The following is a 24,838-nucleotide window of genomic DNA, read 5'->3' on the forward strand; positions in this document are numbered from 1 at the left end:
AGCCTGGCGTGGTTCAGCGTTTCAGCCCCATGGCGGCCAGCATTTGTTCGGTGTGTCGGTTCATGTGCTCTTGCATTTGGGCCTGCATTTGGGCCACGGCTTTTTGCGACTGCTCCATGTAACCACTGATCATGTGTTGGACCGCAGGGGCCTGCATGCCGGCAAACGGTTTACCAGGGTTGCCCGACAAAGGAGATACATGAGCGTTGTATTGCCCCACCATGTCTTTGAGCATGTGCATGTTTTTTTCAATGAAACTGCCCATGTGGGTTTGCATGGTGTGGCCATAAAAACGAATCATGTCGGCCAAGGCTTTTTCGGTGAACAAAGGCGAACCACAGGCCTCTTCCTCCAAAATGATTTGCAACAAAATGCTGCGCGTGAGGTCTTGGCTGTTTTTGGCGTCCACCACTTGGATGGGCACCCCATCAATCACCCATTGTTTGATGTCTGCCAGCGTGATGTACGAAGAAGATGCGCTGTCGTACAGACGTCGATTGGGGTACTTCTTGATCACCCGCGTTGATGCGGCATCGGCAACCCGGGTCTCAGGCGATTTTTTGACCATCCTGTTGCTCTCTTGTGGTGATGTATTGAAGGATTTTGGGTCATTCTAGGAATGACCTCTCGCAATCGAATCCAGGTTTTCCCGGGGGAGCGGGCAAGCACGGGGTCAACCCATTTGCAAGCTGCACAGACAATGTGAAACTCCATATCTGCACCACAACGAGGAAAAACCATGCCTGAAATTTACATCTATGCGGTGGAGGGTCGCAGCTTGGATCAAAAACGCGCCTTGGTGAAAGACGTGACGGATGCCGTGGTGCGCCACTTTGATGTCACACCGGGCGACGTGATGGTTCAAATCATGGAAACGCCCCCCACATCCAAGGCCAAAGGTGGCATCTTGTTTTCTGACCGGCCTGGCGCACCAAGCGCCAAACTGGGACCGGCAGGTGGCACATGAAATGGCTGCTGCGTTTGTGGCTGCTGGCAGTGGGCTTGGCTTTTTTGCTGGGCATGTTGGTGATCGGATTGATCCTGTTCGTGATCTCACTGTTGAAGTGGGCAGTGACAGGCCGTCGGCCAAACATCATCATGGCCCTGAACAGTTATCAGCGGTGGACCCGAAAAGCCCCGCCTTGGGCCCAACACCGAGGCCAGGCCGAGGGAGAAATCATTGATGCAGAAGCAAAGGTGGTCAAGGATGGCACGCCCACATTACCCGCCACCCGTTCCAAAGGTCACGACCCCTTGTGAGTCAGGGTACCCGAGAAGAAACCAGAAATGTATTGAAAGAACCAAGCCACTGGTCAAGTGAAAAGTTGCTTACTGGTGAAGCAACGAGGCATTGGTAGGCGCGATTGGACTCGAACCAACGACCCCCACCATGTCAAGGTGGTGCTCTAACCAGCTGAGCTACGCGCCTAAAGATTCGAAGCGGCGGATTCTATCAGGATTCCACCACCATCTCTTCAATGAACCCCCAACCCATGTGCACGGCCCGGGCCATGCCCCACTTGCCAAGGGCATGAAAGCAGATTAAAAATGAGTTATTTGTCATTAAACAACCATGCACGCATTGCGCACCCATATGCAACAAAAGCCCCCCAAAGGATTTGGGCTGGCAGAGGTTTTGTGCGTGTTGGCTCTCACAGCGATCGGCGCGGCTTGGGGCATGTCGTCGTGGCAATTGGGCATGCAAAAGGCAAAGGTTCAGGCGGCTCGAGAAGGCTTTGTCCACAGTCTGCAATGGGCGCGAATACAGGCCATCCAACAAGGCGTGGATGTGCGGATGGTGCGGTCCACCGATTGCCCTGGGATCAGCTCCCAAGCCAGTGACTGGCGCTGCGGCTGGCGCGTGATCACTTTGGACGACAAAACCCTGGCGCAGCAAAGCTTGCCTGAGGGTGTGGCCATGAAGCACAACCAGGGCACCGACAAACTCAGCATCAACCGCCGAGGAGAGCCGGGCACGGTGGGTGACAGCTTTGTGTTCAGGCCCCAAAACGACTTGCGCAGCTCAGTGGCCAGCACGGTGTGCATCAGTGCTGCGGGTCGGGTTCGCTGGCTATCGGGGGACAAATGCAGCAACTGAAGGTCCACTCTGTGGGCAACAGCCGTTGTTCGGGCTGGGGCTTGCCCGAGGCCTTGGTCGCTTTGGGCGTGCTCTCCTTGGGCGTTCTGGGCTTGCTGTGGCTGCAAGGCAAGACGGCCATCTCATGGCGCAGCCAGTTCAACACCGAACAAGCCGCTTGGCTGGTTCAAGACATGGCAGAACGCATGCGCGCCAACCGAGGGCAATTGGACGCCTATCGCCTGAACTGGGGCCAAGCGCCCAACAGCGTGGACTGCAACAACCGCCCCTGCGCCTTGGTCGAATGGGCTTGGGCCGATCTGTGGGCATGGACCCGAGAAGTGCAAAGCCGCATGCCCGGCGCACAAACCCAGATCTGGCCTTCGCCATCCGATCCGCAACACATCGGCATTGCATTGGCCTGGCGCGATCCGGACAAAGCCCTGATGGAATCGAACACACAGCCCCCGGGCCTGAACTGCCCGGCTCAGCACCGTTGCTTTTGGTTGCATGTGCGGCCATGAAAAAGCCAAAAAGCAATCCCCATCTGGTCGCATCTTGGGGGTTGCCGCGCCAATCCGGTCTGAGTTTGGCCGATTGGTTGGTGGGCCAAGCTTTGGCGGCCATGGTGGTGTTGGCCGCCATGGGCACTTGGGGTTTTGCGCAACAAAACCACACCCTGACGCAAGAGGGCCTGCAACAAGCCCAACAAATGAGCTGGGTGTGGCGCACCCTGGGTCAACACATCCGGCAAGCCGGTGCGGCACAGGCGACGCAAGTCGCTGCGGGCCCCATTGCTTTGTCCACCCCCACGCCCATGTGGGTTGCCACAGATGGCACGGGCACACAAGCAGACAGCTTGACCACGGCCCACCTGCGCAGCCTAGAGGGACGTGACTGCCAAGGCAACACCAAAGGCAGCAACAGCACCATGCAAAACCGTTTCACCGTCAACACCAAATCAGAGCTGACATGCCTTGACGCATCCAACCCCAGCGCCAGCGCACAGGCCTTGGCCGAGGGCATCGAGGACCTGCAGTTGCGCTATGCGCAAAGCACCATAGATGGCAATGGCTTGACCCAATTGCAATGGGTGCCAGCACAAGCGGGCATGGTTCCCAACCAAGTGCTGGCCGTGGAAGTGTGCATTCGTCGCACGGGCGCACCTGCTTCAAAGGCCATGCCCAACACCTTGAAAGGTTGTCGCGGCGAAAGCCTGCCCAACGATGGCCGCGTGCGTTGGGTGCAACGCCAAATTTTCGCCTGGCGCCAAGCGGCCAACCCAGCCCCATGAAACACCCCCGAAGCGCCCATCAAGGCTGGGCATTGCCCACGGTCATGGCTGTGTTGGGTCTTTGTGCCCTGAGCGCCACGTCTTTGGCGCGGGGCTTGTGGTTGCATGCCAATTTGCTGCGCAGTGATGGCGACGAGTTGCGGGCGCGCTGGGCCGCAGAGGCCTTGCTGCGCGAAGCTGAACAAGATTTGCTGGCCAGCTTTGCGGCCATCAAGGACGCACGCCACAGCACCCCAGCGCCAGAGACATTGCCCCAAACACCTTTCATACCCCACACCAGCGCCGGTTTGGCGCAGTTGAAAAAAGCCTTGCCGTCTGGCCTTTGCATGGATGGCATTTGCGCGCCCGATGCATTGGAGTCCACCTCTGCCACACAGTGGCTACAGCGCTTGAACACGGCTGCACGCTATGGCCAGTACACCGGTGGGGGACCCAATTGGGGCAGCCAAATCAACCCCGCTTTGGCTGAGCGCAGTGGCTATTGGTTGGAGGCTTTCTCCAGCGCTGACGCCACCAAGACCACACCGCTGTGGCGCATCACGGCCCTGGCCCAAGCCTCGCCGCGGTCTGCGCCCATCGTCTTACAAGCTTGGTGGCAAGGGGCAAGCGACAACACCACCGGCGGGCGATGGCTGAGTTGGCATGAGGTGCTGCCATGAGAATTCGCCAACAGTCCGGATTGAGCTTGATGGAAACACTCTTGGTGCTGGCCCTGCTCGCCGTGGTCATGAGCTGGGCGGTGCCCCAATACCAAAACCATTTGCGCCGGGGCCAGCGTCAATTGGCAAAACTGAGCTTGATGCAAACCGCGCAATGGTTGGAGCGTGCCGCAGCCACCCAAGGCTCTTACCCCACCCCCACACAAGTGCCCCCTGCCCTGCTGCAGGTTTCTGGCGGGGCCTACCAAATTCAACTGCAAACCGACCCTGCCGCCAACACCTTTTTTCTGCAAGCTGTGCCGCAAGCCAGCCAAGCACCTGATGCCTGCGGTGTGTTGACCCTGAACCATTTGGGCGAACAAGGCGTGCAATACGCCAGCCTGTCGGCCAAAGAATGTTGGGGCCGCTGATAATCAGTGCCATGTCTGACCGCGATGCATTCTGGATGGACCAGGCCCTGCGCTTGGCCGAACAAGCCCTCTACATCACCACCCCCAACCCCCGGGTGGGTTGTGTGCTGGTTTCTCCCCTGGGTCAAAGCATTGGCCAAGGCCATACCCAGGCTGTGGGCCAGGCGCATGCCGAGGTCATGGCCTTGCAGCAGGCGCGGCAAGCGGGCCATGACACCCGTGGCGCCACCGCCTACGTCACCCTAGAACCCTGCAGCCACCACGGCCGCACACCGCCGTGTTGCGATGCGCTGATCCAAGCCCAGGTGGCCCGGGTGGTCATCAGTGTCCAAGACCCCAATCCCTTGGTTGCAGGGCAAGGCATGGCCCGGTTGCGTGCAGCTGGCATCGAGGTGACTTTGGGTGTGGGCCAAGCGCGGGCACAAGAGCTCAATATTGGTTTTTTCAAGCGCATGCAAACGGGCTTGCCCTGGGTGCGCATGAAGGTGGCGGCGTCGATGGACGGCCAAACCAGCCTGAGCAACGGTGTCAGCCAATGGATCACCGGGACAGCGGCGCGCCAAGATGGGCACCACTGGCGCGCCCGCGCCTGTGCGGTCTTGACCGGCGTGGGCACGGTGCTGCAAGACAACCCCTTGCTGGACGTGCGCATGGTCGCCACCCCACGCCAGCCGCCTTTGGTGGTGGTGGACAGCCAATGGCAAACACCCCTCAACGCCGCGCTGTGGGGGCCCCAGCGGCCGGTCTGGGTTTACGGCGCTCAGGCCAACGCAAACGCGCGCGAGGCATTGGTCCAGCGCGGCGCGCAAACCACCTTGCTGGCCAACCCCAGCGGCAAGGTGGACTTGGCCGCTTTATTGGCCGATTTGGGCCAGCGTGGCATCAACGAATTGCACATCGAAGCCGGCCACAAACTCAACGGCTCGTGGTTGCGCGAAGGCTTGGTGGACGAATTGCTGCTTTATTTGGCACCGTGTCTGATTGGACCCGGCCAGGGCATGGCCCAATTGCCCACCCTGGAGCGCCTGGAGGCGGCCATCCGCTTGCGCTGGGTCGACACCACCCCCTTTGGCGACGATCTGCGCTTGATGGCCAGGGTACTGCGCTGAACCCTGCGAGAATACGCACATGTTCACCGGAATCATCACCGGCGTGGGTCGCATCGTCGACGTCCACGACCTGGGTCGCTCTTTACAACACGGCAAGCGCCTGAGCCTGTCCGTGCCCGATGGCTATTTGGCCGATGTGGGCCTGGGCGACAGCATCGCCATCAATGGCGCTTGCATGACCGTCACCGACCTGCAACCCCAAGACAACCGCTTTTGCATTGACATCTCTGCCGAGTCGCTGGACAAAACCAGCGGCTTGGACGGCTTGGGCGAAGTCAACCTGGAAAAAGCCCTGCGTGCCAACGACCGCTTGGGCGGACATCTGGTGTCAGGCCATGTCGATGGCATGGGCAGCGTGGTTCAATTTGAACCGGTCGGCGAGAGCTGGATATTGCGCCTGCTGGCCCCCGCCGAACTGGGCAAATACCTGGCTTACAAAGGCTCTATCACCGTCAATGGGGTGAGCCTCACCGTTAACCGCGTCCTTGACCATGCAGACGGCACCGAAATCAGCATCAACCTGATCCCCCATACCGTGCAAAACACCGCTTTGCACCGGCTCAAAGCCGGGTCAAAAGTCAATTTGGAAATCGATCTCATTGCCCGCTACGTCGAGCGCATGTTGCGCGCCGACCCCAGCTTGGCGCCTCCTCACCCATGAATGCAGCTTTAAAACCCATACCCATCTCCCCTGTTGAAGACATCGTGGCCGAGCTGCGCGCTGGCCGCATGGTGATCTTGGTCGACGAAGAAGACCGCGAAAACGAAGGTGACCTGGTGCTCGCCGCCGACCACGTGAGTGCAGAGGCGATCAACTTCATGGCCCGCTTTGGCCGTGGCTTGATTTGCCTGACCCTCACGCGCGAGCGCTGCCAGTACCTGGGCCTGCCACCCATGACGATGCGCAACGGCACCTCCCACGGCACCGCCTTCACCGTGTCCATCGAGGCCGCCGAGGGGGTCTCCACCGGCATTTCTGCGGCCGACCGGGCGCGCACCGTGCAAGTCGCGGTGGCCGCCCACAGCCGTGCCCAAGACCTGGTGCAACCCGGCCATGTGTTTCCCCTGCAAGCGGTGGATGGCGGCGTGTTGATGCGCGCCGGCCACACCGAAGCCGGATGCGACCTAGCCCGCATGGCCGGTTGCAACCCCAGCAGCGTGATTTGCGAGATCATGAAAGACGACGGCACCATGGCGCGTTTGCCCGATCTGCAACTGTTTGCAGCCGAGCACGGCCTGAAAATTGGCACCATCGCCGACCTGATCGAGCACCGCAGCAAAACCGAGTCTTTGGTCAGCAAAGTCGGCAGCCGCGCTTTGAACACCGCTCACGGCATTTTTCAAGCGCATGCGTTTCAAGAACCCAATTCAGGGGATGTGCACTTGGCCTTGGTGCGCGGACAATGGGATGCACGCACACCGGTCTTGGCCCGGGTGCACGAGCCCTTGTCGGTGCTCGACGCCCTCGAGGTCGGGCGCACCATGCACTCTTGGAGCCTGGACGCTGCCTTGCAACGCATTGACCAAGACAACTGCGGCGTGGTGGTGCTGCTCAATTGCGGCGAATCGGCCCCGCAATTGCTGGCCCAGTTTGATGGCACCGCCCGTTCTGCCCACGGCCCCGAGCGCGGCCGCATGGACTTGCGCTCGTATGGCGTGGGCGCCCAAATCCTGCGTGAATGCGGTGTGCAACGCATGCGCTTGATGGGCACGCCGCGGCGCATGCCCAGCATGACCGGTTATGGCCTGGAAATCACCGGCTACCTGATCCCTGGCGACAGCGCCTGACCTGAACCCTTGGAGCGGCCATGTTCACCCCACAAAACCCACCCCAGACTGCGCAACTCAATGGTGCAGGCCTGCGCATCGGCATTGTGCAAGCCCGCTTCAATACCGACATCACCGATGCGCTGCACCAGGCCTGTGTGGCCGAGTTACAGGCCCACCAAATAGAACCCCAAAACATCGAGACGGTGCAGGTGCCTGGCGCGCTGGAAGTGCCTCTGGCTTTGCAAGCCTTGGCCGAGCGCGATGACTTTGATGCCTTGATCGCCTTGGGCTGCATCGTGCGTGGCGAGACCTATCACTTCGAGCTGGTCGCCAACGAATCCGGCGCCGGCGTCACCCGGGTGGGTTTGGACCACGGCATCCCCATCGCCAACGCCATCTTGACCACCGAAAACATGGCACAGGCCGTGGCGCGCCAAACCGACAAGGGCCGCGACGCGGCCCGGGTGGCCATCGAAATGGCTTTGTTGTTGGAGCGTTTGCGTTGAGCACCGTGCGCCCCCCACGCCAAATCCGCACCGGCACCACCCAAACCGGCGCGCGCAAGGCCGGCAGCAAAACACCCCGCAGCCGCTCACGCGAATTTGCCCTGCAAGCCTTGTACCAAGTCCAAGTCGGTGGTAACGATGTCGCAGCGGTGGACACTTTTACCCGCGAGCTCGCTGGCTTTCACAAAGCCGATCCGGACCATTACATGGCGCTTCTTGAAGGCTGTGCCCAACACAGTGCCGCCTTGGATGTGCTGATCACCCCTTTGCTGGACCGGCGCATGCTGGAGATATCGCCGGTGGAGCACGCCATCATGTGGATCGGCGCTTATGAGCTTCAGCACTGCGTGGACGTGCCCTGGCGCGTGGCCATCAACGAATGCGTTGAACTGGCCAAAGAGTTTGGTGGCACCGATGGCCACAAATACATCAACGCCGTGCTCAACGGTTTGGCCGCGCAACTGCGCCCACACGAGGTAAAAGCCGACCGAGACGCGGGCTTGGCACGAGGCTGATACCCCTCACCACCATGCCACACGCCATGAAACTGTCGCAACGCGCCCAACGCATTGAGCCGTTTTATGTGATGGAAATGGGCAAGACCGCGGCACTGTTGGCGCAGCAATTCGCCCACACCGACCGCCCCATGATCGCGCTCAACATCGGAGAGCCCGACTTCACGGCCCCGCCCTTGGTGCAAGCGGCAGCCCATCAAGCCATCCAAGATGGACAGACCCAATACACCCACGCCCTGGGCTTGCAAGCTTTGCGCGAGCGCATCAGCCAGTGGTATGCAAAGCGTTGGGACTTGGCTGTGGCCCCTGAAAGAATTGTGGTCACTGCGGGCGCATCAGCTGCCCTGCACCTGGCCTGCATGGCACTGGTGGACGAAGGCGACGAAATATTGCTGCCCGATCCCAGCTATCCCTGCAACCGCCAATTTGTGCAAGCGGCTGGCGGTCGCGCTGTGCTGCTGCCCACCAGCGCAGCGCAGCGCTACCAGCTCGATGCCGCTCAAGTGCGGCAAGCTTGGAGCCTCAAAACCAAAGGCGTGCTGCTGGCCAGCCCCTCCAACCCCACCGGCACATCCATCCACCCCGAAGCCTTGCGCGACATCGACCAATTCGTGCAACAACGTGGCGGCGTCACCATCGTCGATGAAATTTACCTGGGCTTGTCGTACGACAGCACTTACGGGCAAAGCGCTTTGCGACTGGGGGAGCATGTGATCAGTGTCAACAGCTTCTCCAAATACTTCCACATGACCGGCTGGCGGCTGGGCTGGCTGGTGGTGCCGCCCTCACTGGTGCCGGTGCTCGAGTCCTTGGCCCAACACCTGTTCATTTGCCCCAGCACCATTGCCCAGCGCGCCGCCTTGGCCTGTTTTGAGCCCGAGAGCTTGGCCATTTACGAGCAACGCCGCAGCGAGTTTCAGTTGCGCCGCGACACCGTGGTGCCAGCCTTGAATGAAATGGGCATGGCCGTCGACGTCATGCCCGATGGCGCTTTTTACGCTTGGGCCAACGTAGCCGCCATTTGTGAACGCATGGGCTTGACCAACAGCTGGGACTTTTGTCTGGCCGCCATGCAACATGCCCACGTGGCCATGACGCCTGGGCGCGACTTTGGCCAGCACGGCACTGAACACCACGTGCGTTTGTCCACCGCCAGCAGCCTGCCCGACTTGGTTCAGGCCATGCAACGCTTAAAGCAATGGTTGTCGCATGGCTGATTTATTTGTTCACCCGATTCGCATTTATTGGGAAGACACCGATGCCGGCGGCATCGTTTTTTATGCCAACTACCTGAAGTTTTTTGAACGCGCCCGCACCGAATGGCTGCGCCATTTGGGTTTGGAGCAACAGCACTTGCGCGAAACCACCGGCGGCATGTTTGTCGTCACCCACACCAGCTTGCGCTACTTGTTGCCTGCACGGCTCGACGATGTCATTCATGTCAGCGCTGAACTGCAAGACAAAGGGCGCGCCAGCTTGAGCCTGATGCAGCAAGCCTCGCGCCAAGACGGTGCCAGCGCCACTTTGCTCTGCGAAGGCAGTATCCGCATTGGCTGGGTGGATGCCGCCAGCATGCGCCCTGCGAGAATACCCACTTCCCTTCTGGACCTGTTGCCATGACCCAAGATTTTTCAATCATCCACCTCCTGCTCAATGCCAGCTGGGTGGTGCAAGCCGTGGTGCTGTTGCTGATGGGCGTGTCGGTCGCCAGTTGGACCGCTATTTTTCGCAAGGCCATTGCGCTCAAGCAAATCAAAGCCCTGAATGAAAACTTCGAGCGCGACTTTTGGTCCGGCACCAGCCTGAATGACTTGTACGCCGCTGCCACCAGCAATGCCAAGCTGGCCGGTCCCATGGAGCGTATTTTTGCCAGCGGGATGCGCGAATACCAAAAACTGCGCGAGCGCCGCATCAGCGACAGCGCGGTGTTGATGGACGGCGCGCGCCGCGCCATGCGCGCCAGCTACCAGCGCGAGATGGATGCCATCGAATCGCAGTTGTCGTTTTTGGCTTCGGTCGGTTCAGTCTCGCCCTATGTGGGCTTGTTTGGCACGGTGTGGGGCATCATGCACGCCTTTACCGGCCTGGCCAGCATGCAGCAAGTCACCCTGGCCAAAGTGGCGCCCGGCATAGCCGAGGCCTTGGTCGCCACCGCCATTGGTTTGTTTGCCGCCATCCCCGCCGTGCTGGCCTACAACCGCTTCAGCCGCGACATTGAACGCGTCGCCATCCGTTTGGACACCTTCATGGAAGAGTTCTCCAACATCTTGCAACGCAATGTGGGCAGCCAGTCCACATCGGGTCATTGAGCGGGGCTACCCACATGCCCTCTGCCTCACCCCGCAGCGCCCGTGGTCGGCGGGCCATCAACGACATCAACATGGTGCCCTTCATCGACGTGATGTTGGTGCTGTTGATCATCTTCATGGTCACGGCCCCGCTGATTTCGCCCAGCGTCATCGACGTGCCCAGCGTGGGCAAGGCCGCCGCCCAGCCCGAGCAAGTGATCCAAGTGCTGATCGACGCGCAAGAAAAAATCGAACTCAAGTCGACCGGCAGCACCAGCACCCAAATTTCGGTCACCCTGTCCTCTTTGCCGCAACAAGTGATGCAATTGCAAGGGGGCAATGCCAACACGCCGGTGGTGATCAGTGCCGACAAAGGCATCAAATACGAAACCGTGGTCAAGGTGATGGACAGTTTGCAACGCGCAGGGGTGCAACGCGTGGGTTTATCGGTGCAGCTCCAACCTTGATCAACTCGGCCACCCCATGAGCACCGCTTCGATGCACCTGGAACTTGCACCGCCACCGGCCCAAGGTTTGGGGCGCTCGCTGGGCCTGGCACTGGTGGTGCACTTGCTGTTGCTCATTGCCCTGACCTGGGGCATCAGCTGGCCCACCGACAGCACCCCAGCCGTGGAAGCCGAGCTGTGGTCAGCCCTGCCCAAAGCCGCCGCACCCCCGCCCCCACCACCTGCGCCAGAACCCACGCCCGAGCCTCCACCGCCACCGCCGGCACCAAAAGTCAAGCCCACGCCACCGGCCCCCAGCCGAGATGCCGACATTGCCATCGCCAAGCAAAAGAAGGCCGAGCAAGAGAAAAAACTCGAGCAGGAACAACTCAAACTCAAAAAACAGATCGAACAAAAAGAAAAGGAAAAAGCGCTAGAGCAGCAGCGCCAGCGCGAGAAAGAAAAAGCCCAGGAACAGCGCGATAAAAAAGAGCTTGCCCTGAAAGAGCAAAAAGAAAAAGACCGCAAGGACAAAGAACGCAAAGAGCAAGAGGCCAAGCGTGCCGCCCAAGACGAGCGCAAATTGCAAGCCATGCGCGACGAAAACCTGCGCCGCATGGCGGGCATGGCCGGTGCCACGGGCAGCCCCAATGCCACGGGTGACGCATTGCGGGCCTCTGGCCCCTCACCCAGCTACGGAGGGCGCATCATTGCCCGCGTCAAACCCAATATCGTGTTCAACCCCGATGATGTCAGCGGCAACCCCGTGGCCGAGGTGGAAGTGCGCACCGCGCCTGACGGAAAGATCATGTCGCGCAAGCTCATCAAGTCGAGTGGCAACAAAGCCTGGGATGAAGCGGTGATCAAAGCCTTGGACAAGACCGACACCTTGCCGCGCGACACCGATGGCACCATCCCGACCATGATGGTGCTGGGGTTCAAGCCCCGGGACTGAGCCGAATTACTTTTTCGCTTTGAGCGCTTGCTCGCGCTTGACCACTTCTTTTTCCATCTGACCCAGCAGGGCCGCATTGGGTGGTGTCCATTTGCCACCCGATTGATTGACCATGTGCACCAAGGCGCCGGCAAAATCTTTCAAAGCCAAATCGGGCTTACCACCCTTGGCGGGCATGCCCCGAACACCCACAAACCCATGGGCGGTCAAAATCACCTGGCCTTCGGCAATCAATGGGGCCCACTTCTTGTTGTCCCCCACCTTGGGCGCACCCGCCACACCCGCTGCGTGGCAAACCGAACAAACCTGCTGGTAGACAGGATCGGTGGCGGCCTCTGCGCTTGAAAAAGCCAAGGCAGCACACACCGACAAAAAGCCTTTGAAAGTCATGTCATTCTCCAGAAAGAAGCGCCATTGTGCGCCTTTCGCACAGCCCATTTGTGGCCCAGATTTTCAAAAAGTACCCAGGCCATGGCTCTTGGCCAGGCTGAACCGCCATGCACAAAACAGCGCCCCCACAGCACTGATGGCCGCCACCTGAAACACCACGTCCATGCCCCAGACTTGGCTGATGGCCCCGCCTCCCAAGGCACCCAGAACCCCAGTGAGGCCATAGCCCAGCACCGAATACAAGGCTTGACCACGGGCGCGCAAGGGCCCTGCGAAAGCTTGGCTGATCCATTGCACACAGGCCGAGTGGTGGGCGGCAAATGTCCAGGCATGCAGGACCTGGGCCAGGGCCAACACCCACCAGACATCGGCGGCTTGAGCGGTCAGCACCATGCGCAGCAACGTCAAAGAAGCAGCCAAAATCAGCCAACTGCTCAAAGCCATGCGGTGCATCCAACGGCCTTGAAAATAGAACCAAATCACCTCGACCACGACCGACAAAGCCCAAAAAGCGCCAATCATGGTTTTGCTGTAACCCAAGCCGTCCAAATACAAAGACAAGAAAACATAAATGCTGGTGTGGGCCAAGATGTGAAAAAACAAGGTGGCGAAAAACCAGCGCACCGGGGTTTGTCGCAGCACAGGCCCCAAACGCCCAGCCAGGTTTTGCGCCGCAGGTGGATCCACCTGATGGGGCAGCCACCAAACCGCCACATTCAAAACAGCCAAAGTCGCCACCGTCCAATGGGGAAAATCGGCCATGCCATGGCGTTCAAACCAGGCACCGGCAACAAATACGGTGACCAAAAAGCCCATCGACCCCCACAGCCGAACGCGGCCATAGCGTTGGGTGCTGAATTGCCCGCCCACACTCACGCGCTGGGCCATGGCCGCTTCGCTCAGCGACATCAAGGGGCTGGTGTGAAAGAACAACAGCACCATCACCAAACTCAGCCACCACAACTCTTGGCTGAGGTAAAAACCCAGTGATACGCACCAAGCCACCAAGGCCCCCAGGCGCATCAAACGCACCCGTTGTCCCGTGTGGTCGCTCAGCCAGGCCCATAAAAAAGGGGCGAACAAGCGGGTCGCCGATTGCATCGCTGTGAGGGCCCCAATGGCCAACACGCTCAGGCCCAGGTCCTGCAACCACAGTGACAAATAGGGATTGAAAAAACCAATGTGGGTGAAATAGGCCGCGGACAAAAAGCCAAACGGCCACAAACCTTGGCGCAGCCCTGGGCCTATGGAGAGGGGCATCAGCTTTTGCGCTGTGCAGCAATCGGGGGCAAAACAGTTTGTACATCGCCACACTGCGCACGGTGACGCAGCGCATGGTCCATCACCACCAGCGCCAAGAGCGCCTCGGCAATGGGTGTGGCGCGAATGCCCACGCAGGGATCGTGGCGGCCCTTGGTTTGCACCTCAACGGCGTTGCCCGCGCTGTCGATGCTGTCGCGCGGCGTGAGGATGGAACTGGTGGGCTTGATGGCGATGCTCACCTCCAAGTCCTGCCCCGTGCTGATGCCGCCCAGCACGCCACCGGCGTTGTTGTTGGCAAAACCCTCGGGCGTCAAGCTGTCGCCATGGGTCGAGCCGCGCTGCGCCACGCTGGCAAAACCCGCGCCCATCTCCACGCCCTTGACCGCGTTCAAGCCAATCATGGCGTGGGCGATGTCGGCGTCCAATCGGTCATAAATCGGTTGGCCCAAACCAACCGGCATCCCCCGCGCCACCACACGGATGCGAGCGCCGCAAGAGTCGCCGGCTTTGCGCAGGCTGTCCATATAGGCCTCGAGGTGGGCCACATCGGCAATGGGTGCGTAAAAGGGGTTGTTTGGCACATGGTCCCAGTCTTCATAGACGATGGGGTGTTCGCCCAGCTGCGTCATGCAGCCGATGAATGTGGTGCCATATTTTTCTTTGAGCCATTTTTTGGCGACAGCGCCAGCTGCGACGGTGGGCGCGGTCAAACGGGCTGAAGAACGGCCACCACCGCGCGGGTCACGCACACCGTATTTTTGGGTGTAGGTGTAGTCGGCATGTCCTGGGCGGAAGGTTTGCAAGATGTCGCTGTAGTCTTTGCTGCGCTGGTCGGTGTTGTGAATCAACAGGGCAATGGGTGTGCCGGTGGTCACGCCTTGGTAGACGCCGCTCAAAATTTGTACTTGGTCGGGCTCTTGGCGTTGCGTCACATGGCGGCTGGTGCCAGGGCGGCGGCGATCGAGGTCGTGTTGGATGTCGGCCTCGCTCAAAGCCATGCCCGGTGGGCAGCCGTCAATCACGCAGCCAATGGCTGGACCGTGGGATTCACCAAAGTTGGTGACTGCGAAAAGGGTGCCAAAGGTGTTGCCGCTCATGCAATCCATTATCCCTGAGCGCCAAGACGCCCACCCTGCCAGCCGGATTCCTTTATGCTTGCCAACCTGCTGACCAAGGAAATTCAAAATGTCTGACGACACCCCCTACACACCCCCCAAAGTCTGGACCTGGGACCAAGCCAATGGTGGCCAGTTTGCCAACATCAACCGGCCCGTGTCCGGGGCCACCCATGAAAAGGCCTTGCCGATTGGCAAACACCCCATGCAGCTGTATTCCTTGGGCACCCCCAACGGGATCAAGGTGACCATCATGCTGGAGGAGCTGCTGGCCTTGGGCCACAGCGGTGCCGAATACGACGCTTGGTTGGTCCGCATCCGTGATGGCCATCAATTTGGCAGTGGCTTTGTCGAGGTCAACCCGAATTCCAAGATCCCTGCGCTGATGGACCGCAGCGGCACTGAGCCCGTGCGGGTTTTTGAGTCCGGCGCGATTCTGATGTACCTGGCCGAAAAGTTTGGCGCCTTTTTACCCACTGACATGGCGCAGCGCGCCGAATGCTTGTCGTGGCTGTTTTGGCAAATGGGCAGTGCGCCCTATTTGGGTGGCGGCTTTGGCCATTTCTATGCCTACGCACCTTTCAAAATCGAATACGCCATTGACCGCTTCGCCATGGAGGTCAAACGCCAATTGGACGTGCTGAACCAGCGCTTGGCGAACCACCGCTTCATCTGTGGCGACACCTACACCATTGCCGACATGGCCATTTGGCCCTGGTATGGCGCCACCGCCAAAGGGCAAATGTACGAAGGCGGCGAGTTTTTGAGCGTGCACGAATACACCCACGTCCTGCGTTGGACCGATGAAGTGGCCCAACGCCCCGCCGTTCAGCGCGGCCGCAAAGTCAACCGGGTCACCGGCCCCTTGGAAGACCAATTGCATGAGCGCCACGACGCCAGCGACTTCGACACCCATACCCAAGACAAACAGGCTGGGAAGACCTCCCAATGAATGCGCCCCACCCGCTTGACTCAGCCAACCCGGCAGATGGTTTGGTGCCCACTGCAAGGGATTCACTGGCAAGCAGTGCAACGGCCCCCATCGACCACGCCGAATGGCAACTTCGCCTCAGATTGGCTGCTGCCTATCGTGCCGTCGACCATTTTGGGTGGTCTGAATTGACAGCCAACCACATATCGCTGCGGGTGCGCAACGACCCCTCAGAGTTTTTGATCAACCCCTATGGATTGCTCTATTCAGAAATCACCGCATCCAATTTGGTTCGCATCGATGGTGATGGCCATGTGCTCACCCCCACCGAATACCCCATCAACCCGGCTGGATTCAACATCCACGCCGCCATCCACAACGCGCGTGACGATGCGCACTGTGTGCTGCATGTGCACACGGTTGCAGGCATGGCGGTGGCTTGCTTGAAGGATGGCTTGTTGCCGCTGACCCTGGAGGGGACAGACTTTCACAACCGCATTGGTTACCACGACTTTGAAGGGCCCAGCCTGGAGGTGGATGAAAGAAGCCGTTTGGTCGCAGCTTTGGGCAACAACGTGGCCTTGGTGCTGCGCAACCATGGTCTGGTCACGGTGGGTGAGACTGTTGACTCGGCTTTTTTGCGCATGTACCGCCTGATGCTGGCATGCCAGGTGCAAATGCAGGTGATGATGTCAGGTCAAGCCTTCACCCGATTGAGCGATGACATCCTGGAGAAATCAGCGCAACGCCACGAATGGTTTTTTCGCATCGGCCCTGGGGGCAAAAAGGTGGGGCATGGCGAGTTGGATTTTTCAGCCGTGATGCGCTTGATGGCCAAGATAGACCCCTCTTACCAAACGTGAGCCGTCAGCTCACTTGCCAAACCCCAAAATACCGGCCTTGAGCGACCTGGGGTCACGCAATCCATATCGGCCTGACAACACAGCCAGATAAAAGTCCATCAAGTGGCGGTTGAAGGTATCGGGGTCTTCCAAGTTGTTGGTGTGCCCTGCCCTGGGCAACACCACCAAAGAGGCGCTGGGGATGTGCCGCTTCATCAACAAGGCGGGCTCCAAGCAGGGGTCGTCTTCGTCGCCGGTGATGATCAAGGCCGGCACGTGGATCGACTTCATTTGCTCGACCAAGTCCCACAGCGAGGGCCGCATTTTTTGCACCCCCAGCAAGGTGTTGGCCGATCCCACGGGGTCGTGCTCGGCCATTTGGGCGGCAAACTCGGCCCATCCTCGGGGGTCTTTGTTTTGAAACTGCACCCGCGTGGGGCCCATGGTGTACTTGCGCGCCGCCTCGATGGGGCCCGCTTGGTGAAACATCGCCGCAGCGGCGTCGGCCTCGGCCTGAAAGACAGCGCGTTGATCGGGCTCGGCCCCGTAACCACAACCCGCAATGACCAAAGACAAGACCCGCTGGGCATGGTGAATCCCCATGTGCAAGCTGGCAAATCCGCCCATGGACAAACCCACCACATGGGCTTGGGCAATCCCCAAATGGTCGAGCAATGTGACGATGTCTTGCACCGCCCGCGCTTGCGAGTAAGACGATGGGTCAGCCGGCACGTCTGAAGGCAAATACCCACGGGCCGAAAAAGTGATGCAGCGGAAATGGCGTGAGAAAAAGCGCATTTGCGGCTCCCAACTGCGCCAGTCACCCGCAAATTCATGCACAAAGACCAGCGCTTGGCCAGTCCCGGCCTCTTCAAAATACAGCTTCACGCCGTCGTCGGTGGTTGCAAATGCCATGTCATGCCTCCATGGGTTTGGAATTCAAGTGGCGCCAGCCCAACAGGCCTGCCGTGGCCAACAGCATAACCATAAAAAACCAGGGCCACCATTGCAAAGACTGGGCAAACACCGCCATGTCTTGTGCTGAAAGATTCATGTCCTGGGCCAACCAAGCCGTGTGCCAACCAAACAACAAGGTCATGCCGCCGTAGGCCAGGTTCATGCTCAAACCCCGAAAACTCAAAGCCGTGGCCCGCTGCTCGGACGGCACAATGGCATTCATGTAATGGGACAAAAAGAAGTGCAAAAACCGCATGCCCACAAACAAGGGCACCACCCCCAGCACACCCCACCAACCGGGTCTGGCGCTGGCCACACCCCACAAACCCACCCACAGCAGCGCGCCCAAGCCCACAAAATTGGCCACACCACCCCAGCGCAAAGTGGCCCATTTCATGGAGGACGCCAGCAACAAGCCCAACAAGGCTGTAGCGCTGCCAATCACGCCAAACCACGCGTCTTCAATGCCAATCAAGCGGTAAAAATTGCTGTTCACCGTCATGAACACACGCACCAAGCTGTCAAAGACCAAACCCACCACGATCAAAGCAAAAGCGACTTGTGAATGCCAAATCCAAGCACCAGTGCGCAAAATGTCGCGCCACGTGGCACCTATGCTGCGCCACACCGTCGCCTGCGTGGGTTTGGCCCAGGACTCGGTCATTCGCCAAGCCACGGCCAAGCAGGCCAGCGCACTGATCAGGCACAGCACCACCGGCCATTTGGTCCATTGGGTGTACAGCCAAGCACCGCTGATCGAGGTGAAGACCACCGCCACCGCCGAATAGCGCATCAACTGGGCCATCACGTTCGGCCACAAGGTGGTGCGCTCTGTGGGGGGCAATGAGTCGTAAGCCAGGGCTTCGTCGGCGCCGCTGGCGCAGGCCTCGGCAGCGCCACTCAAAATGCGGTTGACCACAAACAACCAAAACACCACCTCGGGCTGACCGGGTTGCATGGCGCACAACACCAACATTTCCAACACCATCAGCACGCTGGCTGCGATGACCAAGGGGCGGCGCCCATACCGGTCGGCCAAGGCGCCGCTGGGCACCTCCAACAAGACAATGGTCACGGCCCAAACCACATTGAGCGCTGCAAATTCGCCCAGGGTCAAACCCAGGTCCAAAAACAAAATGGTGAAGATGGGGTAGTAAAAACGGGCGTTGAAGAGCACCCGAAACCAAATGAACAAACGCGCGTTGGCAGACATGGGCAAGGAAGGGTTCCTCATGGGTTCGATCGGCAACACCCCCCTCAGGGCGTGGGGCTGTTGTCAGGCTTGCGCAAAAGAAGGGGGGCGGTCGGCAAGCCAGGCCCGCGGGTTCAGGCCTTGGGGGCTGCAGACGATGCGCCGGCTTCAGAGGGCCAGTCGCGGATGTAGGCTTTGAGCATCTTGTTTTCAAAGTTTTGGCTGTCGACCACGGTTTTGGCCACATCGTAAAAACTGATCACGCCCATCAGCATGCGGCTGCTCATCACCGGCATGTAGCGGGCGTGGCGCTCGAGCATCATGCGGCGCACCTCGTCGAGTTCGGTCTCGGGGGAACAGGTCAAGGGGTGGTCGTCCATCGCGCCGCGCACCGTGGTGTCGCCCACCTGACCGCCGTTTTTCACAATGGCTTGGATCACCTCGCGAAAGGTCAGCATGCCCACCAAATCGCCATGGTCCATGACCACCAAAGAGCCCAAGTCTTTCTCGGCCATGATCTCCACCGCATGCATCAATGGCTCCAGTGGCGCCATGGTGAACAGTGTGCTGCCCTTGACGCGCAAAATGTCGCTGACTTTCATGGAGATACTCCTTGCTTGAAACCGTGAGGATCGATTTTTATGCAAGGAATATAGCCCACAATGGCGATTCAAAATCACCATTGCCACTGCGCTTGACGAGAGAACACCATGCCTGGTTACGCCGACCCCCACTTTGACACCCTGACCCTGCATGCGGGCGCGGGGCCAGACCCTGCCACCGGCGCCCGCGCCGTGCCCATCCACCTGAGCACCTCGTTTGTGTTTGAGTCCAGTGAACACGCTGCGTCCCTCTTCAACCTCGAGCGCGCTGGCCACGTCTACAGCCGAATCAGCAACCCCACGACTGCGGTGTTCGAGCAGCGCATCGCTGCCTTAGAGGGGGGTATCGGTGCTATCGCCACCGCTAGCGGCCAAGCCGCGCTGCACCTGAGTGTGGCGACTTTGATGGGTGCGGGCTCGCACATCGTCTCAAGCTCGGCTTTGTATGGCGGTTCGCACAACCTGCTGCATTACACACTGCGCCGTTTTGGCATCGAGACGACCTTTGTCAAACCCGGTGACATTGACGCTTGGCGAGCCGCCATCCGCCCCAACACCAAGTTGTTGTTTGGCGAAACCGTGGGCAACCCGGGCTTGGATGTGCTGGACATCCCCACCCTCTCGCAAATGGCGCATGACAACGGTGTGCCCTTGTTGGTCGACGCCACACTCAGCACGCCTTACTTGATGAAGCCTTTGTCCTTGGGCGCAGATTTGGTCTACCACTCGGCCACCAAGTTTTTGAGCGGCCACGGCACGGTGATTGGCGGCGTGGTGGTCGATGGCGGTTCCTTCGATTGGGAGGCCAGCGGCAAATTCCCCGAACTCTCCGAACCTTATGCCGGTTTTCACAACATGGTGTTCACCGAGGAAAGCACCGTGGGCGCGTTTTTGCTGCGGGCGCGGCGAGAGGGCTTGCGTGACTTTGGTGCCTGTTTAAGCCCGCATTCGGCGTGGTTGATTTTGCAAGGCATGGAAACCTTGCCGCTGCGCATGGAGCGCCACTTGGTCAACACCGAAAAAGTGGTGGCGTTTTTGGCGGCCCACCCCATGGTGTCGAGGGTCGGTCATCCACTCATGCCCGATCACCCCAGCCATGCTTTGGCGCAAAAATTGTTGCGCGGTGGCGCACGGGGAGCGGGGTCGGTGTTCAGCTTTGACATCAAGGGTTCACGCAACCAAGGCCGTGCTTTCATAGAAGCGCTGAAAATTTTCAGCCACTTGGCCAATGTGGGCGACAGCAAATCGCTGGTCATCCACCCCGCCAGCACCACGCATTTCCGAATGAGCGACGAGGCACTGGCCCAAGCGGGCATTGGTGCAGGCACCATCCGTTTGTCGGTGGGTTTGGAAGACGCCGATGATTTGATCGACGACTTGAAGCGGGCTTTGAAAGCCGCTGAAAAAGCGGCCAACCAACCCACCACCCCAAGCCAGGGGGCCGCATGAACATCACCTGGCCCGGCTTCAACGTGTATGCCTACACCGGGGGCAAAGCTTTCAACCCAGAGCAACCCACCGTGGTGTTTGTCCATGGCGTGCTGTGCGACCACAGCGTTTGGGTGCTGCAAAGCCGCTACTTGGCCCACCATGGTTGGAATGTCTTGGCCATTGACCTGCCAGGGCATGCCCGCAGCGCAGGGCCCGCAGCGGCCAGTGTTGAAGATGCGGCCGATCAAATCCACGCCATGCTCGATGCCGCCGGTTTGGATCGGGTGGCTGTGGTGGGGCACAGCTGGGGATCCCTGATCGCCTTGGAAGCGGCTGCGCGCTTGAAGCAGCGCATCAGCCATTTGGCCTTGGTCGGCACGGCCTTTCCCATGCCGGTGGCGGCCCCCTTGTTGGCGGCATCGCTGACCGAGCCGGACAAAGCCATTGCCATGATCAATGTGTTTTCGCGCGCCACCTTGGCCGCACCGCCGTCCGCCTTCGGCCCTGGCACTTGGGTGCATGGGGCCAGCACCGCTTTGAACCGGCGGGTATTGGCCAGCAACCGCGAGGTCAACTTGCTTCACCAAGGATTTACCGCCTGCAACAACTACACCCAAGGCTTGCAAGCCATGGCAGACCTGAGTTGCCCAGTGCTGTTCGTGAATGGCGCTTTGGACCAAATGACACCACCCAAAACCACGCAGGCTTTGATCGAACAAGGTCAGAGATCAGGCAAAAAAGTGCAGGTGGTCACGGTGCCCATGGGCCACCACCAAATGAACGAGTCGCCCGAGGAAACTTTGCAAGCCTTGCGCCAGTTTTTGCGCTGACCCACCCAGGCTACAAGGCATCGGCCAAGCGCAGGCCTTGCCACTGCGCCCACAGGGCTTGGTTGGCGGGCACATCGGCCAACAAGTAGCGAACCATCAACGGTGCCAAAGGCAGTTGGCTGACATCGGCCAACCACACATATCGCGGCGCTTGGGTTTCATCGCTGGGCACCAAGCGCCCAGCCCAATCAAAATCAAGCAAGGTGACCAACACCGCTTCCACCTCGCGGGGGTCGGCCTGTAACTCGCTGGCCACATCCAGCACCGTCATGCCATGAGGTGCTGTGCCGCGCTGCTGAATCAATTTGCGAATGACCTCCAAAGCCAGTTGAAACATCCACCCGGGTGAACTGCTGTCGCGCACCGCGCCGCTCAGCCAGGCAGGCAAACTGGCCACGGCAACGGCACCCACCAACACAATGACCCAGGTGATGTAGATCCACACCAGCAAAATTGGCACCGTGGCAAAGGCGCCGTACACCGCAGCGAATGTGCCCACCTTGGCCAGGTACTGGGCCAGCGCCCATCGCGCCAACTCGAGCACCACTGCGGCCAGCGCACCACCCCACCACGCATGCCGCGCCGGCACATGGGTGTGGGGCACGTATTTGTACAAAGCGCCAATGCCCACTGCGGTGAGCCCAAACTCCAGAACGTCCAAAATGAAGCGCAGCCACGCTTGCCCCGGCCCCCAGCTTTGCCCACCCCAAGTCAGCGCAGTGGTCAGCATGAACAAACTGGTGGCCAGCGCCAAGGGGCCCAGCGTCAAAGCGGCCCAGTAGATCAACACCCGCTGCCCCCACGGGCGCGCTTGACGCACCCGCCAAATCGCATTGAGCGTGCGGTCGATGGTGAACACCAACGCGACCGCAGAAACCAACAAGGCCACAAAACCCAAGGAGCCCAAGCGGCTGGCCTTGCTGGTGAACTGGGTCAAATAACCCAGCACCTGGCGCGCAATGCTGTCGAGGATCAGGCTTTCCACCAACCAACGCTGCAACACGGTTTGAAACTGGCCAAACAAGGGGAACGCGGTAAGCACCGCCAAGGCCACCGTCAACAACGGCACCAAGGCAATGGTGGTGGTGAAGGTCAAAGCCCCAGCGGTTTGGCCCAAGCGGTCGTCTCGGAAGCGTTGGCGCAAACCAGATAAGGCCACACGCCACGGAAACCGTTGCAAAGCTTCAAAGCCCAATTTCAAATGCGAGACAATCATGCTGCGATCATGCCATTGCGCCCCACCTTGAGGCAAAACCCTTGACCCTTGCAACCACCTCCCCCCCATCCCTGCCCAACGAAGCCGCCCACGTGACATGGACGAGGCGCATGGCAGTGCTGAGTTTGGTCGGACTGATCATTCTCGGTCTGGCCTGGGAGCTGTGGCTGGCACCCTTGCGCGAGGGCGGCAGTTGGTGGGCGATCAAGGTCATCCCGCTGTGTTTTCCGCTGGCGGGCTTGCTGCGCAACCGCATGTACACCTACCGCTGGGTCAGCTTGCTGGTGTGGCTGTATTTCACCGAAGGCGTGGTGCGCGCCTATGGCGACGCGGGCTGGAGTGCTGCCTTGGCTTTGGGCCAAGTGCTCTTGTGCTTGGTCTTGTTTGTCGCTTGCGCACTGCATGTGCGCTTGCGTTTTCGAGACGCCGCCCGGGCGGCCCAATCCACTGAAACCCCAAACCCCATGCCATGAATCCCTTGATCGAACAACTGCAACACATCCTGGGTGCCCTCCATGTGCTGAGCGACGGCAACTTGGAAGCTTATGAAAAAGATTGGCGCGGGCGTGTTCGCGGGCGCGCCCTGTGCGTGGTGCGCCCAGGCAGCACCGACGAGGTGGCTGCCGTGGTCAAAGCCTGTGCCCAAGCTGGCGTGTCCATCGTGCCCCAAGGCGGCAACACCGGCTTGGTGGTGGGCTCCATCCCGGATGAATCGGGCCACCAGGTGTTGCTCAGCTTGCAACGCATGAACCGCGTGCGCCACATTGACCCAGCCAACCTCACCGTCACGGCCGAAGCCGGCTGCGTGTTGCAACAGTTGCAGCAAAGCTGCGCAGAACAAGGCCTGCTGTACCCGCTGAGTTTGGGCTCGGAGGGCAGTTGCACGGTGGGTGGCAATTTGTCGACCAACGCCGGCGGCACCCAGGTGCTGCGCTATGGCAATGCGCGAGAGCTGTGCTTGGGGTTGGAGGTGGTCACCGCGCAAGGCGATGTGTGGCACGGCCTCACCGGCTTGCGCAAAGACAACACCGGATACGACCTGCGCGACCTGTACATCGGCAGCGAAGGAACGCTGGGCATCATCACCGCCGCCACCCTAAAGCTGTATCCGCAGCCCGCGGCGCAATTGACCGCTTGGGCGGCGGTGGCCTCGGTGGAAGCAGCGGTGCAATTGCTCGGCTTGGCCCAACGCGAGCTCGGAGCGGGCCTCACCGGCTTTGAAATGATGGGCCAGTTTGCCTTGAGTTTGGTGGACAAACATTTCCCCGAGATGCAGGTGCCCTTGTGGCTCGACAACGCCTACTGCGTGTTGCTGGAAAACACCGACAGCGAGTCGCAAGACCACGCCCGTGAGCGCTTTGAGCATGTACTCGAACAAGCCATCGAGCAAGGCATCATTGGTGACGCCGTGGTGGCCGAAAGCGTAGCCCAAGCGCGCAAGCTGTGGCACATCCGCGAAAGCATCACCCTGGCCCAGGTGCAAGAAGGGCTCAACATCAAGCACGACATCTCTCTGCCCATCTCATCCATCGCCGCCTTTGTGGATCAGGCCGAGCGCACCCTGGCCCAAGCCATCCCCGGCATGCGCTTGGTCAACTTTGGCCATTTGGGCGACGGCAATTTGCACTTCAATGTGCAAGCCCCAGTGGGCGTGGACCCAGCAGCGTTTTTACAAAGCCACGAGGACGCCATCAACACCTTGGTGTACGACAGCGTCAAAGCCTTTGATGGATCGATCAGCGCCGAACATGGCGTGGGCAGTTTGAAAGTGCACACCCTGCCCGATTACAAAGACCCGGTGGCGATGGCGCTGATGCGCCGGGTCAAAGATGCGTTGGACCCGCACAACCTGATGAATCCGGGGCGGGTGTTGGCTTGAGAGCATAAAAACGCAGGCTGCTCTTTTGCCACAACCCTTGATTTACCAATGAAAAAGCCGCTAGGTGGTGAAACCTAGCGGCCTTTAAACCTTCATCTGGTGGGCTGGAGTCCATTGAATGATGGTTTAAAACCCAAATGAAATATAGGATCTTCACTACC

31 protein-coding genes and 1 tRNA gene are annotated in these 24,838 nt (G+C 59.9%); 23 read left to right on the forward strand and 9 right to left on the reverse strand.

Features of this window, described 5'->3' with window-relative positions; translation table 11 throughout:
• Positions 1–13: 13 nt before the first annotated feature.
• Positions 14–568 (reverse strand): polyhydroxyalkanoate synthesis repressor PhaR, encoded by a 555-nt coding sequence (phaR, locus tag AC8GFZ_RS17145; protein WP_506646142.1) that lies wholly within the window; start codon positions 566–568, stop codon positions 14–16.
• A gap of 144 nt (positions 569–712) precedes the next feature.
• Here phaR and AC8GFZ_RS17150 point away from each other — a divergent pair, with 144 nt between their 5' ends.
• Together AC8GFZ_RS17150 and AC8GFZ_RS17155 are read left to right on the forward strand one after the other, a co-directional pair.
• A complete protein-coding gene (locus AC8GFZ_RS17150; RefSeq protein WP_506646172.1) occupies positions 713–967 on the forward strand; it encodes a tautomerase family protein in 255 nt (84 codons plus the stop codon).
• Complete coding sequence (locus AC8GFZ_RS17155) at positions 964–1,260, forward strand: hypothetical protein (RefSeq protein WP_506646143.1); 297 nt, start codon at positions 964–966, stop codon at positions 1,258–1,260. Before AC8GFZ_RS17150 ends, AC8GFZ_RS17155 begins: the two co-directional genes overlap by 4 nt.
• Before the next feature lie 92 nt (positions 1,261–1,352).
• Here the strand turns inward: AC8GFZ_RS17155 and AC8GFZ_RS17160 are convergent.
• Positions 1,353–1,429: transfer RNA gene (locus AC8GFZ_RS17160), tRNA-Val, on the reverse strand.
• Positions 1,430–1,594: 165 nt separating this feature from the next.
• On the opposite strand from AC8GFZ_RS17160, the gene AC8GFZ_RS17165 reads away from it, so the two are divergent.
• Genes AC8GFZ_RS17165 through tolA form a run of 15 tightly spaced genes read left to right on the forward strand, consistent with a single transcriptional unit; the run spans position 1,595 to position 12,029 of the window.
• The gene (locus AC8GFZ_RS17165) at positions 1,595–2,098 is read left to right on the forward strand and encodes a GspH/FimT family pseudopilin (protein ID WP_506646173.1); all 504 of its coding nucleotides are present in this window, start codon (positions 1,595–1,597) and stop codon (positions 2,096–2,098) included.
• The gene (pilV, locus tag AC8GFZ_RS17170; RefSeq protein ID WP_506646144.1) at positions 2,086–2,601 is read left to right on the forward strand and encodes a type IV pilus modification protein PilV; all 516 of its coding nucleotides are present in this window, start codon (positions 2,086–2,088) and stop codon (positions 2,599–2,601) included. Before AC8GFZ_RS17165 ends, pilV begins: the two co-directional genes overlap by 13 nt.
• Positions 2,598–3,371, forward strand: coding sequence for a hypothetical protein (locus tag AC8GFZ_RS17175; RefSeq protein ID WP_506646145.1), 774 nt, complete (start codon positions 2,598–2,600; stop codon positions 3,369–3,371). The genes pilV and AC8GFZ_RS17175 overlap by 4 nt, the downstream gene beginning before the upstream one ends.
• Positions 3,368–4,030: a hypothetical protein gene (locus AC8GFZ_RS17180; RefSeq protein ID WP_506646146.1), complete on the forward strand. Its 663-nt coding sequence runs from the start codon at positions 3,368–3,370 to the stop codon at positions 4,028–4,030. Before AC8GFZ_RS17175 ends, AC8GFZ_RS17180 begins: the two co-directional genes overlap by 4 nt.
• Entirely contained in the window at positions 4,027–4,440 is a 414-nt protein-coding gene (locus tag AC8GFZ_RS17185) for a type IV pilin protein (RefSeq protein WP_506646147.1), read from the forward strand. The genes AC8GFZ_RS17180 and AC8GFZ_RS17185 overlap by 4 nt, the downstream gene beginning before the upstream one ends.
• Before the next feature lie 11 nt (positions 4,441–4,451).
• Complete coding sequence (ribD, locus tag AC8GFZ_RS17190) at positions 4,452–5,549, forward strand: bifunctional diaminohydroxyphosphoribosylaminopyrimidine deaminase/5-amino-6-(5-phosphoribosylamino)uracil reductase RibD (protein WP_506646148.1); 1,098 nt, start codon at positions 4,452–4,454, stop codon at positions 5,547–5,549.
• 19 nt (positions 5,550–5,568) lie between these two features.
• On the forward strand, positions 5,569–6,210 hold the full coding sequence (locus AC8GFZ_RS17195) for a riboflavin synthase (protein ID WP_506646149.1): 642 nt from the start codon (positions 5,569–5,571) through the stop codon (positions 6,208–6,210).
• Complete coding sequence (gene ribBA / locus AC8GFZ_RS17200) at positions 6,207–7,337, forward strand: bifunctional 3,4-dihydroxy-2-butanone-4-phosphate synthase/GTP cyclohydrolase II (protein WP_506646150.1); 1,131 nt, start codon at positions 6,207–6,209, stop codon at positions 7,335–7,337. Before AC8GFZ_RS17195 ends, ribBA begins: the two co-directional genes overlap by 4 nt.
• Before the next feature lie 20 nt (positions 7,338–7,357).
• A complete protein-coding gene (ribH, locus tag AC8GFZ_RS17205; protein ID WP_506646151.1) occupies positions 7,358–7,825 on the forward strand; it encodes a 6,7-dimethyl-8-ribityllumazine synthase in 468 nt (155 codons plus the stop codon).
• Entirely contained in the window at positions 7,822–8,340 is a 519-nt protein-coding gene (nusB, locus tag AC8GFZ_RS17210; RefSeq protein WP_506646152.1) for a transcription antitermination factor NusB, read from the forward strand. The genes ribH and nusB overlap by 4 nt, the downstream gene beginning before the upstream one ends.
• A 26-nt stretch (positions 8,341–8,366) precedes the next feature.
• Positions 8,367–9,557, forward strand: coding sequence for a pyridoxal phosphate-dependent aminotransferase (locus tag AC8GFZ_RS17215; protein WP_506646153.1), 1,191 nt, complete (start codon positions 8,367–8,369; stop codon positions 9,555–9,557).
• Positions 9,550–9,960, forward strand: a complete 411-nt coding sequence (gene ybgC, locus AC8GFZ_RS17220) for a tol-pal system-associated acyl-CoA thioesterase (RefSeq protein WP_506646154.1) — start codon at positions 9,550–9,552, stop codon at positions 9,958–9,960. Before AC8GFZ_RS17215 ends, ybgC begins: the two co-directional genes overlap by 8 nt.
• Positions 9,957–10,649 (forward strand): protein TolQ, encoded by a 693-nt coding sequence (tolQ, locus tag AC8GFZ_RS17225; protein ID WP_506646155.1) that lies wholly within the window; start codon positions 9,957–9,959, stop codon positions 10,647–10,649. Before ybgC ends, tolQ begins: the two co-directional genes overlap by 4 nt.
• Before the next feature lie 14 nt (positions 10,650–10,663).
• A complete protein-coding gene (locus AC8GFZ_RS17230) occupies positions 10,664–11,095 on the forward strand; it encodes a biopolymer transporter ExbD (protein ID WP_506646156.1) in 432 nt (143 codons plus the stop codon).
• Positions 11,096–11,111: 16 nt separating this feature from the next.
• Complete coding sequence (gene tolA / locus AC8GFZ_RS17235) at positions 11,112–12,029, forward strand: cell envelope integrity protein TolA (protein WP_506646157.1); 918 nt, start codon at positions 11,112–11,114, stop codon at positions 12,027–12,029.
• Positions 12,030–12,035: 6 nt separating this feature from the next.
• Here tolA and AC8GFZ_RS17240 read toward each other — a convergent pair whose 3' ends face one another.
• From AC8GFZ_RS17240 to aroC, 3 genes are all read right to left on the reverse strand, one after another.
• A complete protein-coding gene (locus AC8GFZ_RS17240) occupies positions 12,036–12,419 on the reverse strand; it encodes a c-type cytochrome (protein WP_506646158.1) in 384 nt (127 codons plus the stop codon).
• A 63-nt stretch (positions 12,420–12,482) separates the two neighbouring features.
• Positions 12,483–13,679 carry an MFS transporter gene (locus tag AC8GFZ_RS17245; protein ID WP_506646159.1) on the reverse strand — a complete coding sequence of 399 codons (1,197 nt, stop codon included), beginning with the start codon at positions 13,677–13,679 and terminating at the stop codon, positions 12,483–12,485.
• A complete protein-coding gene (gene aroC / locus AC8GFZ_RS17250; RefSeq protein ID WP_506646160.1) occupies positions 13,679–14,779 on the reverse strand; it encodes a chorismate synthase in 1,101 nt (366 codons plus the stop codon). Before aroC ends, AC8GFZ_RS17245 begins: the two co-directional genes overlap by 1 nt.
• Positions 14,780–14,867: 88 nt before the next feature.
• On the opposite strand from aroC, the gene yghU reads away from it, so the two are divergent.
• Positions 14,868–15,749: a glutathione-dependent disulfide-bond oxidoreductase gene (yghU, locus tag AC8GFZ_RS17255; RefSeq protein ID WP_506646161.1), complete on the forward strand. Its 882-nt coding sequence runs from the start codon at positions 14,868–14,870 to the stop codon at positions 15,747–15,749.
• Positions 15,746–16,591 carry a class II aldolase/adducin family protein gene (locus tag AC8GFZ_RS17260; protein ID WP_506646162.1) on the forward strand — a complete coding sequence of 282 codons (846 nt, stop codon included), beginning with the start codon at positions 15,746–15,748 and terminating at the stop codon, positions 16,589–16,591. The genes yghU and AC8GFZ_RS17260 overlap by 4 nt, the downstream gene beginning before the upstream one ends.
• Positions 16,592–16,600: 9 nt before the next feature.
• Here the strand turns inward: AC8GFZ_RS17260 and AC8GFZ_RS17265 are convergent, their stop codons facing one another.
• The 3 genes from AC8GFZ_RS17265 to AC8GFZ_RS17275 form a co-directional block, all read right to left on the reverse strand.
• Positions 16,601–17,485 (reverse strand): alpha/beta fold hydrolase, encoded by an 885-nt coding sequence (locus tag AC8GFZ_RS17265; protein WP_506646163.1) that lies wholly within the window; start codon positions 17,483–17,485, stop codon positions 16,601–16,603.
• A 1-nt stretch (position 17,486) separates the two neighbouring features.
• On the reverse strand, positions 17,487–18,761 hold the full coding sequence (locus AC8GFZ_RS17270) for an MFS transporter (protein WP_506646164.1): 1,275 nt from the start codon (positions 18,759–18,761) through the stop codon (positions 17,487–17,489).
• Between the two features lie 92 nt (positions 18,762–18,853).
• The gene (locus AC8GFZ_RS17275) at positions 18,854–19,321 is read right to left on the reverse strand and encodes a CBS domain-containing protein (RefSeq protein ID WP_506646165.1); all 468 of its coding nucleotides are present in this window, start codon (positions 19,319–19,321) and stop codon (positions 18,854–18,856) included.
• 108 nt (positions 19,322–19,429) lie between these two features.
• Between AC8GFZ_RS17275 and AC8GFZ_RS17280 the strand changes: the two genes are divergently transcribed.
• Positions 19,430–20,770 carry an O-acetylhomoserine aminocarboxypropyltransferase gene (locus AC8GFZ_RS17280; protein ID WP_506646166.1) on the forward strand — a complete coding sequence of 447 codons (1,341 nt, stop codon included), beginning with the start codon at positions 19,430–19,432 and terminating at the stop codon, positions 20,768–20,770.
• The gene (locus tag AC8GFZ_RS17285; RefSeq protein WP_506646167.1) at positions 20,767–21,582 is read left to right on the forward strand and encodes an alpha/beta fold hydrolase; all 816 of its coding nucleotides are present in this window, start codon (positions 20,767–20,769) and stop codon (positions 21,580–21,582) included. Before AC8GFZ_RS17280 ends, AC8GFZ_RS17285 begins: the two co-directional genes overlap by 4 nt.
• A 10-nt stretch (positions 21,583–21,592) precedes the next feature.
• On the opposite strand, the gene AC8GFZ_RS17290 is transcribed toward AC8GFZ_RS17285, so the two are convergent.
• A complete protein-coding gene (locus tag AC8GFZ_RS17290; protein WP_506646168.1) occupies positions 21,593–22,798 on the reverse strand; it encodes a YihY family inner membrane protein in 1,206 nt (401 codons plus the stop codon).
• Positions 22,799–22,908: 110 nt separating this feature from the next.
• Here AC8GFZ_RS17290 and AC8GFZ_RS17295 point away from each other — a divergent pair, with 110 nt between their 5' ends.
• Entirely contained in the window at positions 22,909–23,271 is a 363-nt protein-coding gene (locus tag AC8GFZ_RS17295; protein ID WP_506646169.1) for a DUF2069 domain-containing protein, read from the forward strand.
• On the forward strand, positions 23,268–24,677 hold the full coding sequence (locus AC8GFZ_RS17300) for an FAD-binding oxidoreductase (RefSeq protein WP_506646170.1): 1,410 nt from the start codon (positions 23,268–23,270) through the stop codon (positions 24,675–24,677). Before AC8GFZ_RS17295 ends, AC8GFZ_RS17300 begins: the two co-directional genes overlap by 4 nt.
• The last annotated feature ends 161 nt before the right edge of the window (positions 24,678–24,838 follow it).

Origin of the sequence: Limnohabitans rimovensis (SeqCode) (genome assembly GCF_965234775.1) — a bacterium.
In the GTDB taxonomy this organism is placed as follows: domain Bacteria; phylum Pseudomonadota; class Gammaproteobacteria; order Burkholderiales; family Burkholderiaceae_C; genus Limnohabitans; species Limnohabitans rimovensis.